General features: G+C 60.3%; 11 protein-coding genes. 6 read left to right on the top strand and 5 right to left on the bottom strand.

What is annotated here, in order from left to right; translation table 11 throughout:
- Nucleotides 1-50: 50 nt before the first annotated feature.
- Nucleotides 51-1184, bottom strand: a complete 1134-nt coding sequence (locus HBO09_RS05940) for a catalase family protein (RefSeq protein ID WP_169994203.1) — start codon at nucleotides 1182-1184, stop codon at nucleotides 51-53.
- A gap of 29 nt (nucleotides 1185-1213) precedes the next feature.
- Nucleotides 1214-3022: a di-heme-cytochrome C peroxidase gene (locus HBO09_RS05935; RefSeq protein ID WP_169994201.1), complete on the bottom strand. Its 1809-nt coding sequence runs from the start codon at nucleotides 3020-3022 to the stop codon at nucleotides 1214-1216.
- A 258-nt stretch (nucleotides 3023-3280) separates the two neighbouring features.
- Here HBO09_RS05935 and HBO09_RS05930 point away from each other — a divergent pair, with 258 nt between their 5' ends.
- The 5 genes from HBO09_RS05930 to HBO09_RS05910 all read left to right on the top strand — a co-directional run bounded on the left by HBO09_RS05930 (nucleotide 3281) and on the right by HBO09_RS05910 (nucleotide 6141).
- Entirely contained in the window at nucleotides 3281-4009 is a 729-nt protein-coding gene (locus HBO09_RS05930; RefSeq protein ID WP_169994198.1) for an FKBP-type peptidyl-prolyl cis-trans isomerase, read from the top strand.
- Between the two features lie 485 nt (nucleotides 4010-4494).
- Complete coding sequence (locus HBO09_RS05925) at nucleotides 4495-4950, top strand: YkvA family protein (protein WP_032863275.1); 456 nt, start codon at nucleotides 4495-4497, stop codon at nucleotides 4948-4950.
- A 97-nt stretch (nucleotides 4951-5047) separates the two neighbouring features.
- Nucleotides 5048-5386: a helix-turn-helix transcriptional regulator gene (locus HBO09_RS05920; protein ID WP_169994195.1), complete on the top strand. Its 339-nt coding sequence runs from the start codon at nucleotides 5048-5050 to the stop codon at nucleotides 5384-5386.
- Complete coding sequence (locus tag HBO09_RS05915) at nucleotides 5383-5754, top strand: hypothetical protein (RefSeq protein WP_029292807.1); 372 nt, start codon at nucleotides 5383-5385, stop codon at nucleotides 5752-5754. Before HBO09_RS05920 ends, HBO09_RS05915 begins: the two co-directional genes overlap by 4 nt.
- The gene (locus HBO09_RS05910; RefSeq protein ID WP_169994192.1) at nucleotides 5755-6141 is read left to right on the top strand and encodes a sel1 repeat family protein; all 387 of its coding nucleotides are present in this window, start codon (nucleotides 5755-5757) and stop codon (nucleotides 6139-6141) included.
- Between the two features lie 18 nt (nucleotides 6142-6159).
- Here HBO09_RS05910 and HBO09_RS05905 read toward each other — a convergent pair whose 3' ends face one another.
- Nucleotides 6160-7917, bottom strand: coding sequence for a bifunctional diguanylate cyclase/phosphodiesterase (locus HBO09_RS05905; RefSeq protein ID WP_169994190.1), 1758 nt, complete (start codon nucleotides 7915-7917; stop codon nucleotides 6160-6162).
- A gap of 118 nt (nucleotides 7918-8035) precedes the next feature.
- Complete coding sequence (locus HBO09_RS05900) at nucleotides 8036-10117, bottom strand: carboxy terminal-processing peptidase (RefSeq protein ID WP_169852119.1); 2082 nt, start codon at nucleotides 10115-10117, stop codon at nucleotides 8036-8038.
- Between the two features lie 138 nt (nucleotides 10118-10255).
- Here HBO09_RS05900 and HBO09_RS05895 point away from each other — a divergent pair, with 138 nt between their 5' ends.
- Nucleotides 10256-11218, top strand: coding sequence for a zinc-binding dehydrogenase (locus tag HBO09_RS05895; RefSeq protein ID WP_169994187.1), 963 nt, complete (start codon nucleotides 10256-10258; stop codon nucleotides 11216-11218).
- A gap of 89 nt (nucleotides 11219-11307) precedes the next feature.
- Here HBO09_RS05895 and HBO09_RS05890 read toward each other — a convergent pair whose 3' ends face one another.
- Entirely contained in the window at nucleotides 11308-11961 is a 654-nt protein-coding gene (locus tag HBO09_RS05890) for an HAD family hydrolase (protein ID WP_169994184.1), read from the bottom strand.
- Nucleotides 11962-11983: the final 22 nt, after the last annotated feature.

Here is an 11983-nt window from a genome sequence, read left to right as displayed (position 1 = left end):
TGATGCGGTCTTGCTGACGTCATCGCTGGCAAGCCAGCTCCAGGAGTGAGTCAGGGGGTGTTGCGGCTATGCCGATAATCACTCACAGCCTCATACACCGCCTTGCGCAACCGATTGATCCCACCAATCGGCCGGTGTTCTTCCACACCAAACCATGGGTTGAACGACTGGTTGTCACAGGCCAGGTTCAAGGCCTTGGTATCAAAGTCCTGCGCCGGAATGCGGATTTTTGCCACGCTCTCGTAGGGCGCGTCGCTTTCCTTCCATTCAATGCTGGTGTCTTCGATGGGCATGTACTTTTGTGGGTTCTGGCGCTGGATCTGCAGCACGAAACACGCGTCGATGCGGTCGGTGGACAGTTGCTGGCTCAAAGCGCTGCGCAAGAAGTTCGGCAAGTCCTGGTTCTGCTTGGGCAAACTGTACTCCGGGCAGCTTTGCGGGTCTGGGGCGACGCGGAATTTGGCATTTGCGCTGCCGAACTTGTAGGGCGATACCGAAAAGTACGTCGCCTCGGTCGGGCTGGCCGGTGCCGGTGCGAGGGTGGCCAGGGCGATAAACAGATGCCGCACCTGCCAACTGCGAGGGTCGAAGCTGGGGAAAAACGCCATGGCTTTTTTGCCGTCGGCCTGGGCCCCGACGTTCTGCGCGTATTCGGCCACGTCGCTGACGAAGAAGTTCGGGTGGCTGAACATCACAAAGTCCTGCTCGGTGCGCGCCTGCTGATCGGCCAGCAGTTGCTTGCCCGGCACGTCCAGCAGCTTGATCGCCATGCCGCGAGCGTCGCGGATGCTGTCGAACTGTGGATAAGCGTTGCCGTTGGACAGGCGCATCATCGCCTGCCAGGTCTTGCCCGGTTCGGCGAACACGCCCTGACGCAGCGCCGGCTCAAGGTCCGGCAGCACGCTGACTTCGGCCTTCACGCAGCCATGGGCCTTGGCATGGGCATCGCGCAGGTAACGGGTGCCTTCGCGATGCTGGTCGACGATGCGCACTGCCGTCTGAATGATGCCTTGGGTCATGGCCGCTTCGCCTGGCGGTATCTGCTCTTCGGTAGGCACCGGGCCGCTGTGGTGCCAAGCAAACCATAGGGTCGACAACAACCAGCCGAGCAGGCCCAGGCCTACCAGCCACAACAGCGTCTTGCCGAGAAACGCGCCGAGGCGCAGCCACAGTCGAGCGAGCATGGAACGGTCCTTGTATCGAAAGGGGGAATTCATGGCAGTTGCTGCTCCAGCGGGCCGCCCAGTACTTTCAGGTATTCCAGCAGCGCCCAGCGCTCCTCAGGCTCCAGGCCCCGGCCAATCACCCCGTTGCCACGCTTGCCTGCGCGGAACTCGTGGCCGCTGTTGTGGTTGCCGGTGATGCTCGTATCGAACAGGAACGCGTTTTTAAAGGCCTCGGTGCGATAGCCCAGGTGACGGGGGTTGTAGTCGAAGGTGCCTTTATAGAAGGTGCGGCTGCGCTCGTACTGGGGTGAAAGCAACTGGTAGAGCGTCGGCACCGAACCGTTGTGCAGGAACGGCGGCGTGGCCCACACGCCGGCCAGCGGGCGGGCCTTGTAGGCACGCAGTTCGCGCACGCCGATAGGTAGGCCGAAGCCGTCCAGGCGCGGGCGTTCGGCCGGGGTGATACCGGCGGCGCGGTAGGCATGCTCTTCGACAAATGCGGTGACATAGGCCAGGCCCTTAGCCACGGACAGGCTACGCAGGTCCAGCGGTTCGGTCGGCGTCGGGTGCAGTTCGACATTCAACCGCGCCAGCTCGGCCGGGTCCCATTGCAGGGCGCTGAGGTCGTAGCGCTGGTCGGCAATGTTGCTGGCGGTGCCAGGGTCGGTACCAATGTAGTCCACCGCCAGCATCTTCAATTGCTGCACCGGGCGCCCGTTGACTTCGTTCACGCTGGGCACATGGCAGGCCGCGCAGTTTTCCGCGAACAGCGCGCGGCCACGGGCGGCCAGGGGTTTGTCGATGGCGCCGAACAGTGCTTCAGGCCAGGTCGGCGGCTTGAGTCGTTGCAGGGTTTCTTCGATCAGGTTCAGGTCACGCACGCGCACGCTGGAAGGGTAGCGCGCATCGCCCTGCAGAGGCTGGCCGGCACTGTCGAAGAACGCCAGGGTCGCGCCTACGCCCAGGGCCTCGCCGATATTGCGCGCCATGGGTTGTTGGGCCGAGCCGTTCCATTGCACCCAGTCGAAGGTCCACATGTCCCACAACTGTGGGTAGTCCACTGGTGCGTTGGCGATACGGTAGTTGTCCGGCGAAATGGCATCGCCAAAGCTGGCATTGGCGATGCGGCCAAACGCATCGGTGCGCCCCGGGCCTTCTTCGGTGGGGTAGAGGCCGCGATGGGTATCGTTCCAGGCCACCTTGAGGAAGGTGTCCAGGGACTTCTTGAAGTCCTGGCGCAGTTGATCGTACTGGGCGTCGTATTGATCCCCCAGCACGCTGTGGGCGAAGCGGCGGAACTTCAACGGGTTGTAATAAGTGGACGCGAGGCTGGCTACCAGGGCCTGGCCAAAGCTGCCACCGCGCAGGGTCGGCACGCTGGAGGGCAGCACATGTTGCGCAGAGCCGCCGTCGATGCGCAGGGCCTGGCCATTGAAGTGCAACTCGCCGGTGTGGCAGGCGGCGCAGGTGATATCGAGAAACTCATCGTTGCTGCCGGCATTCTTGTGCCGGGCGAACCCTACGGGCAGGTTGCCGGGGTTCTGGGGTGTGGCCTGTTGCCGCGGGTCTACCAGGAAACCGAAGCGCGCCAGGTTGGCCGGCTCGGCAAAACGCTGCTCGGAAAACGGCAGCTCCAACGCGGTGAACCAGTTATAGCGCAGGCCCTTGACCTGGGTGCCCTGGGGGGTGAAGTAGTAGAGCTGGCGGTCGGCGGCGCTCCATTGGTCCTGATAGTGCACCTGCTGTACCGGCACGTAATCCGGTAGCTTCGGGTTGACCACGTAATAGAGCACTACGGCCAGCCCCAGTCCCAGAAGTGACAGGATCAGGACTAAAACACGGGAAAAAATGCGCAAGATAACTATCCTTGTCGAGTGGTTGTGTCCTTATGCCACCGAGCGCGGTAGGCGGCAAGTAGCCATGATCCGTCTACGCAGGCGGTTTTCGGTACAGCGGCTGTCCTTCGCCGGGCGTTAGGGCAGATGAAAATGCTTTTAAACACGTGAACTTATCAGAAGTTTCCTGCTCACATGCCGGTAGCCATTGGTCGTGGCCGCCTGATAAGCTCGCGACTTTATTCGAATGCCCTTTTGGCGCATGAACAAGGAAATAGCATGAAACAGCATCGGTTGGCGGCGGCGGTGGCCCTGGTTAGCCTGGTACTTGCGGGTTGTGATTCGCAAACCAGCGTAGAGCTGAAAACCCCGGCGCAGAAAGCTTCCTACGGTATCGGCCTGAACATGGGCAAAAGCCTGGCTCAGGAAGGTATGGATGACCTGGACTCCAAAGCCGTTGCCCAAGGCATCGAAGATGCCGTCGGCAAGAAAGAACAGAAGCTGAAGGACGACGAACTGGTTGAAGCGTTTTCCGCACTGCAAAAGCGTGCTGAAGAACGCATGACCAAGATGAGCGAAGAGTCGGCAGCCGCCGGCAAGAAATACCTCGAAGACAACGCCAAGAAAGACGGCGTCGTCACCACCGCTTCCGGTCTGCAATACAAGATCGTGAAGAAGGCCGAAGGCGCGCAACCCAAGCCTACCGACGTAGTGACTGTGCACTACACCGGCAAGCTGACCAACGGCACCACCTTTGACAGCTCCGTGGATCGCGGTAGCCCGATTGACCTGCCGGTCAGCGGCGTGATTCCAGGTTGGGTCGAAGGCCTGCAACTGATGCACGTGGGCGAGAAGGTCGAGTTGTACATCCCGTCCGACCTGGCCTACGGCGCCCAGAGCCCGAGCCCGGCGATTCCAGCCAACTCCGTACTGGTCTTCGACCTGGAGCTGCTGGCAATCAAGGACCCGGCCAAGGCTGACGCTCCTGAGGCACCGGCTGCGAAGTAAGCAGCTGCTGAACACACAACGCCCCGTTTATACGGGGCGTTGTCGTTTCTGCAAATCCTCTTTACTCATGACGAGCAGGCTTATTGTGGCGAGCGGGCTTGTCGGAACGCCGCATCGCCCGCGCTGGGGTGCGTAGCAGCCCCAGTCTGCCTGAGACAGCGAGGTTGCCCTATTGGGGCTGCTACGCACCCCAGCGCGGGACAAGCCCGCTCGCCACAGTGGGTGAGCGCGCTGAAAGCGGATCCCGTGCAATCGGAACGAACGCCTGCGACTTAGAGCAGTCTGATGCTATACCTCGGCACGGGTAGCCGCAGATGCCCCCCAAGTCAATGAAATCTTGGGATTTTTTTATGTGCGCAAAAAACGCCCGATCTGACTCTGGGCCTTGTATTACGTGGCTTTCAGCCGCGAAAATGGGCTCTGTTCACAAGGTTATCCACAAGTTGTGTGGATAACCTTTTCTCTTGCCTGGAACTGGAGTGACGATGAAAGCACCCTGGAATTTCACCCGCTTCCTACCGTTGGCCGCACGCCTGATCGGGCGTGGACGCCTGCCGACCCTGTTGTTCGCGGTCGCTGCCAAAGGTTCAAGCCAGGGCAACCGCCTGGGCAAGCTCAAGGACGACCTGAAGCTGCTCCAGGCGTTGTGTCTGGCTTACTGGCGCGGCGAGTACCGGGCCATCAGCCCCAAGGCGCTGATCTCGGTGGTGGCGGGCCTGATGTATTTCCTCAGCCCGATTGATGCGATTCCCGACTTCCTGCCGATGTTCGGCATGCTCGATGACATCGCGGTTCTGGCCTGGGTCATGAAGTCCCTGGACGGTGAGTTGAGTGCCTTCCGCGCCTGGCGTGAACGCCAGCGCCCGGAAAAGCTGGTGGTGGTTGAGCGCTTGCCCGCCACGCCACAGCTGTTGGAGCAGGAAAATCCGAAAAAAAACTGAAGACGCGGATTATCCCCCTGCGCTCTTTGTGGCTGTTAGGATTACACTCCTAAGGAAAGTACTTACTTCGTAAGTGTTGTGATCCTACGGGGCAGTCATGGATATACAAATCATTTCACGGGATGGCGAACCCGAATACGCGGTTCTGCCATGGGCTCAGTACCAGGCGCTGTTAAAAGCCGCCGGCCTGCAGCAACCAGCCACTCCTTCTGCACAGATCCCTCCCATCGCTACCGAGCAGGATCTACGCCCCCTGGAACAATTGCGCAGCTTGCGTGAAGCCAAGGGGCTGGCGATCGAGACTTTGGCCCGTACCGTGGGCATCAGCCCGTCCTACCTGGGTTTGATTGAAAGTGGTGAGCGCCAGCCGGATGCTGCGATCCGTCGCAGCCTGGCCTGGGAGTTGGGGATTGCGGGTTGGAGGGACCAAATGTGAGTGTGCGCATCAGCCGTCAACATTGGGATGGATTGCTCAACGAACTTGATCAGGCCCGTCGCCAACGACATCTTTTGACCTATCGCGCATTGCTTGAGCGCCTGCAATTTCCGACGCCAGCGATGCAAACCCTGACCGCCGCCCTCGAACACCTGGCGGCCCTGGATGCCAAGGCGGAGCAACCCCTGCGCAGTTCACTGGTGATCAGCCAGGGCGCGAGTCGCTTGCCGCGTACCGGTTTTTTTGAATGTGTCGAACGTCTTGGACGTTTTTGCGGGCCGTCCGATGGCGTCGCTGCAGCGTCGTGGCATGCCTCGGAAGTGGTCCGTGTGTTCGAGTACGAATATCCTGAGTCAGCGGAGGCTTGAGTGTTCTGGAAGCTCAAAGCGTATGCCAGCTATTGGCTGGCGCGCAGATTGTTTCATTGGTCTTGGTTTGTGCGTCAGCCCCGTGGCTGGCGTTGGCTGGAGGGTCAGTTTGCACGCATGGCCAACCTGGGTAATGTCGAGGCCCAAAGTTTCTATGGGCATATCCTGACCTTTCGCGGCCAGGGCCTTGGCGCACGGGAAGAGGGCGTGCGCTTGCTGCGCCTGGCGGGGCAGGCCGGGGACGGCAAGGCCGCCTATCAAGTCGGCGTGCTGAGCCTGGCAGGCAGCCTGGGCAAGGCCCCGGACCCGGTCGAAGCCGCACGCTGGTGGACCATCGCCGCCAAGGCCGGGCATCCGCTGGCGCAGATCCGCCTGGAGCAATTGTAGGAGCCGGCAAGCCGGCTCCTACAGAAGCTCTCGGCTGTCGATGACGTGGATGCTGTAACCGGCCACGTTTTTGGCGTGATGCTTGGCCTGCGAGGCCAGTTCCGCCAACTGGCTGGCATCCAGGTGTCCACAACTCAACGGATGCAGATGCACCACGCCGATGGACAGCGACAGCAAGGCAAACTCCTGTCGTGCCCCTTGGCGATTGAGGGCGATAAAACAGCCCGCCTCCAAATGCTCACTGCGGTAGAAACGCCGGCACTGGGTCTGGAAATCATCCACCAACTGGTTAAGACGCTTGCGCCAGTCCTGGGCGCCCAGCACCAGTAAAAAATCATCGCCGCCAATATGCCCGACAAAATCGCGGCTGGGGTCTACCCGGTCGTTCAGGCATTGCGCCAGGCACAACAACACTTCATCGCCACGGCCATAGCCGTAGATATCGTTGAACGGCTTGAAGCTGTCGATATCCACATAGCAAATCACCGATTCGCGCTGCTGCTGCAGCAGCCGTGTCAGGCACTGCTGGATCGGCACGTTGCCCGGTAGCAGGGTCAGTGGGTTGGCGTAGCGCGCCTGCTGGATTTTCAGTTCGGTAATCAGCTTGAGCACGTCAATTACCCGGCCCAATCCCAGGTAGTTGCCGTTCTGGGTGATGATGAAATCTTCTTCGATGCGTTGCCGTGCGCGGCTGGTCAGTAGACGGCTGACCTGTTGCAACGACTGGCTCAGTTCCACGGCCAGGAAGTCGTCGCTCATCAAGCGGCTGATGGGCTTGCGCGCAAACAGATCGGTGGCAAATGGCTTGAGCAAGGCGTCGGACAACGAATGCCGATGCACGATTCCGATAGGCTGACCGCGTCCATCGAGGACCGCCAGGGAGTTGAGGTTGGCCTGGCTGCGGAACGCTTCCAGCACTTTGGCCGTGGCGGTGTCCTGGGCCACGGCCGGTTGTTCGTTGAGCAGGGCGCTGAGGTCACTGGCCTCCTCGTTGAAAGAGATGCTGGTGCTGTCAGGCTTGGCCAGCATCAACCGGGCTTCGGTCGGCGGGTGCTCCTGGGGACGGCACAGCAGGTAGCCCTGGATCAGATCCACGCCCATTTCCGTGAGCACCGCCAACTCTTCTGGCAACTCGATGCCTTCAGCAATTACCTGCGCACGGGACGCCCTGGCGATCTGCAGGATGGAGCCGACAAACTCGCGCTTGAGCGCATCCTGATGAATGCCGTCGATAAAATGCCGGTCGATCTTCACGTAGTCCGGGCGCAACTCGGACCATAGGCGCAAGCTGGAGTAACCGGCGCCCAAGTCATCCAATGCAATTGAAAAGCCCATGTCACGATAGTGGTGCAGGGCGGTCTGCAGCAGTTGGAAATCGTCGGTCGGCGCTTGCTCCGTGAGTTCGATCACGATCTGGCTGGGCGCGATCCCGTACTCGCGCAGCATCTGCAAAGTGCGCCCCGGTTGATGGGTGGTTTCCAGCAGGGACTCGGGCGAGACGTTGAGGAACAGCTTGCCCGGCAGTTTCTGCTCACTGAAGCGCTTGCAGGCGCTTTGTCGGCAGGCTATCTCCAGCTCATTCAGGCGCCCGGCCTGGCGCGCCACGCTAAACAACGCGAGGGGCGAGTGCAGTGGGCTGTTGGAGGGGCCGCGGCTCAACGCTTCGTAGCCGAGGATGCGGCGTTCGCTGAGACTGATGATGGGTTGGAACAGACTGTGCAAACTGCCCTGAGCCAGGATGGAGCCCAGGGCATTCAGCTGTTCGGTCATGGTCATGATGATCTCGGTCGAAAAAAAAGGACCGGGTGCCTGGGGCGCCCGGTCCTTCATTTCACGACAGAATGATGTCTGTTTGATGACGCTCAGTGGAGCGGCAACATTAAATTGCCATCATTTACTGCTTGGCCACCGTCTTACTGATTTTCAGGTAGTCCAGCAGAATCCGCCCGGTTTCGCTCAGGTAGGCATCATCTTCCGGCTTGGTCTTTTCAGGTTCGGTCGGCAGCGCATCTTCGTCTTCTTTCTTCAGCTCCTTGAGCGGGGCTTCACCCTTGGCCTTGCGGCGGATGTTTTCCAGGGCAAGTTGCTGGTTCTCGATATCGGTGTGCTGCGCGCGGCGGTCCACTTCATTGAGGCTGACGGTCTTCTCGGCCATCAGCTTCTTGGCCAGGGCCAGCTTGTCGCGGATAAACACGAACTCGGCATCCTTGGCGGAACGCAGGTCATGTTCGGCTTTGAGCTGGGCCAGGTATGGCTTGAACGGGTCCGATGCGGGCTTGATGGCTGGGCGGATGGTGTCCCATGGCATGGCTTCGGGCAGGGCGCTTTCGCCGATTTCCTTGGTGTCGATGAGCGACGGGAAATCGATGTCCGGCAGTACGCCCTGATGCTGGGTGCTCTGCCCGGAAACCCGGTAGAACTTGGCCAGTGTCAGCTTCAGTTCGCCATGGTTGAGCGGCTGGATGGTCTGCACCGTACCTTTGCCGAAGGTCTGGCCACCGATGATCATTGCGCGGTGGTAGTCCTGCATCGCGCCGGCGAAAATCTCTGAGGCCGAAGCCGAGAGACGGTTGACCAGCAACGCCATCGGGCCTTTGTAGAAGGCACCGGGGTTTTCGTCTTCCAGCACATCCACACGGCCGTCAGCGTTGCGCACCAACACGGTAGGGCCCTTGTCGATAAACAGGCTGGTCAGCTCGGTGGCTTCCTGCAACGAGCCGCCACCGTTGTTGCGCAGGTCGATGACTACGCCGTCAACCTTCTCTTTGGTCAGCTCGGTGAGGATTTTCTTCACGTCGCGGGTGGTGCTCTTGTAGTCCGGATCACCGGCACGGAAGGCCTTGAAGTCCAGGTAGAACGCCGGGATCTCAATGACGCCCAGCTTGTAGTCCTTGCCATCTTGCTTGAGGTTGAGGACTTTCTTCTGCACGGCCTGGTCTTCGAGCTTCACCGCTTCGCGGGTGATCGACACCACCTTGCTGGTCTGATCGTTAGGTGCATTGGTGTGCGGAATCACTTCCAGGCGCACCACGCTGCCTTTCGGTCCACGGATCAGCTTGACCACTTCGTCCAGGCGCCAGCCGACTACGTCGACCATCTCTTTGTCGGCCTGGGCCACGCCGATGATCTTGTCGGCCGGGGCCACTTGCTTGGTCTTGTCCGCAGGGCCTGCGGGCACCAGGCGCACGATCTTGACCTGATCGTTGTCGCTCTGCAGCACGGCACCGATGCCTTCGAGGGAAAGACTCATGTTGATATCAAAATTTTCCGCGTTATCTGGCGACAGATAATTGGTGTGCGGATCGTAGGACATCGCGAAGGTGTTGATATAGGCCTGGAAGATATCTTCGGCGCGGGTCTGTTCCAGGCGGCTCAATTGATTCTTGTAGCGCTTGGTCAGCAGCTCCTGGATCGCCTTGGGTTCTTTGCCGGCGATCTTCAGGCGCAGGACTTCATCCTTGACGCGTTTGCGCCACAGGTCATCCAGGGCGGCGGTGCTGGTCAGCCACGGGGCCTCCTTGCGATCCACCAGCAGGGTTTCCTTCTGGGTGAAGTCGAGCTTGTCGACGCCTTTGTTCAGCTCACCCAGGGCGAAGTCCAGACGCGCTTTGACGCGGTCCAGGTAACGCTTATAGATGGTGAAGCCAGGCTGCAGGTCGCCGCTCTTGAGGAAGTCGTCGAACTGGGTCTTCCACTTGTCGAACTCGGCAACATCACTGGCCAGGAAATAGCTGCGCGAGGGATCCAGCAGCTTGAGATAGCTGTCATAGATAATCACCGAGCGCGCATCGTCCAACGGCGGCTTGCTGTAATGGTGGCGCTTGAGCAACTCGACGACGTTAAGGCTGGCAATCACCTCATCGCGATCAGGCTGAAGTTTGTCCCAGCTGTTAGCTGCGAACGTATTGGTCGACAGCGGCAACAGGCCGAGACCAATGAAAAGAGCGAGGGCGGTGCTGGGGAACAAATGCTTCATGCTGATTCGACGCGGGGGCAATTGATAACGCATATTAGGCCGTCTTTGAAGTCGCCGGTTCCATTTGGGCCGGTCGCATAATGCAAAAAGCCCGGCGCTACAGCAACGGGCTCAGTCCAGACTCACTATGGAGGCACTGTGAAAGCATTGCAAGGCGTTGAAGGTCATGTGGAGTGGGTTGAGACCCCTAGTCCTACGTGCGATGTAGGGCAAGTTCGTATTCGAGTGGCGGCAGCCGGCTTGAATCGGGCTGATTTATTACAGCGTGCAGGGCTCTATCCGCCACCTCCGGGTGCCAGCGAGGTATTGGGACTGGAGTGTTCCGGCGTTATCAGTGAGGTCGGCGCCGGGTCTTCCTGGCAGGTGGGGGATCGGGTCTGTGCGCTGTTGGCCGGCGGTGGCATGGCGCAGGAAGTGGTGGTGGACGCGCGCCACGTACTGCCAGTGCCGGAGGGCTTGTCCCTGGCTGAAGCGGCCGCTTTGCCTGAGGTGTACAGCACGGCCTGGCTGAATCTGTTCCAACTGGCGGCACTCAAGCCGGGTGAAAAGGTGCTGTTGCACGCGGGCGCCAGTGGCGTCGGTTCGGCGGCGATCCAGCTGTGCAAGGCGTTTGGCAGCCCGTGCTGGGTCAGTGTCGGTTCGGCGGATCGCCTGGCCTACTGCGAAGAGCTCGGCGCCCAGGGCGGCGTGGTACGTACCGATGGCATCGACAGCCTGGGCGATTTTGGCCCGTTCGATGTGATTCTCGACCCGGTGGGCGGCAACTACGCGGCCATTAACCTCAAGCTCCTGGCCCGCGACGGTCGTTGGGTGTTGATTGGTTTGATGGGCGGGCGCGAGGCCCAGTTGGACCTGGCGCAGGTGCTGGCCAAGCGCGTGCAGGTGCTGGGCTCGACCTTGCGCAACCGCGATGATCAGTTCAAGGCGGATCTGCTGAGCGACTTGGGCCAACAGGTGTGGCCGTTGTTTGGTGAAGGGCGCTTGAGCCCGCAGTTGGCCAAGACCTTTGCGATCAAGGATGCTGAGGCGGCGTTTGCGGAGCTGGCGACCAACCAGATTTCCGGGAAGTTGGTGCTGGTGATTGACGAAAGCCTGGCTTAAATGTCGATCCCGAATTGAAACCGGGTCAAAAGTGTGGGAGCGGGCTTGCTCCCACATTTTGATTGGGTTTCAAGTCAGGAAACGCGCTGTCAGGTCCACTGGTGAATCGGCCAGCCCGCCTGTTCAGCGTGGGCCCTTAGCACAGGATCCGGATTCACCACCTGTGGGTAATCGACCTTTCTCAACAGCGGCAAGTCATTGCGTGAATCCGAATAGAAGTACGCACCTTCCAGGCTTTCACCTTCCTGTTCCAGCCATTGCATCAAGCGGGTGATCTTGCCTTCACGGTAGGTCAGTACACCCACGGTCTTGCCGTTGTACGCCCCGTGGGCCACCTCCAGTTCAATCCCCAGCACCTCATCGATGCCAATGCGCGCCGCAATCGGCGTCACCAGGTGCGTGCCCGAGGCCGAGATCACCAGGATCCGGTCACCGTTCTGGCGGTGGCGGGCGATGGTCTTGGTGGCGTCGCTGTAGATCAGCGGTTCGATAACATCTTCCACCCACGGCTCCACCAGGTGCGCGACTTCTTCCGGGGTGCGCCCGATCATCGGTTCCAGGCTGAAGTCCATGAAATCTTCCATGGCCAACTCGCCGCGGCTGTAGGCGGACATCAGTTCGTTGTTCTTGCGCATGAACGATTCAGGGTCGACCCAGTTCAGGCGGCCCATCTGTTCGCTCCACAACGTGGCGCAATCGCCGTGGATCAGGGTGTCGTCCAGATCAAAAATTACCAAAGCCATCAGTCATGCTTCCTCAATGAAC

It is taken from the genome of Pseudomonas sp. WS 5027 (assembly GCF_012985695.1).
GTDB classification, from domain to species: domain Bacteria; phylum Pseudomonadota; class Gammaproteobacteria; order Pseudomonadales; family Pseudomonadaceae; genus Aquipseudomonas; species Aquipseudomonas hygromyciniae.
The sequence above is the reverse complement of the archived record's forward strand: the minus strand, read 5'-3'. Positions and strand labels throughout refer to the sequence as shown.

Bases quoted from the DNA above. Each gene is read 5' to 3' on its own strand.
- HBO09_RS05940 (WP_169994203.1), bottom strand. From the start codon at position 1,184: ATGCTCGCTCGACTGTGGCTGCGCCTCGGCGCGTTTCTCGGCAAGACG.
- HBO09_RS05930 (WP_169994198.1), top strand. From the start codon at position 3,281: ATGAAACAGCATCGGTTGGCGGCGGCGGTGGCCCTGGTTAGCCTGGTA.
- HBO09_RS05925 (WP_032863275.1), top strand. From the start codon at position 4,495: ATGAAAGCACCCTGGAATTTCACCCGCTTCCTACCGTTGGCCGCACGC.
- HBO09_RS05920 (WP_169994195.1), top strand. From the start codon at position 5,048: ATGGATATACAAATCATTTCACGGGATGGCGAACCCGAATACGCGGTT.
- HBO09_RS05905 (WP_169994190.1), bottom strand. From the start codon at position 7,917: ATGACCATGACCGAACAGCTGAATGCCCTGGGCTCCATCCTGGCTCAG.
- HBO09_RS05900 (WP_169852119.1), bottom strand. From the start codon at position 10,117: ATGAAGCATTTGTTCCCCAGCACCGCCCTCGCTCTTTTCATTGGTCTC.
- HBO09_RS05890 (WP_169994184.1), bottom strand. From the start codon at position 11,961: ATGGCTTTGGTAATTTTTGATCTGGACGACACCCTGATCCACGGCGAT.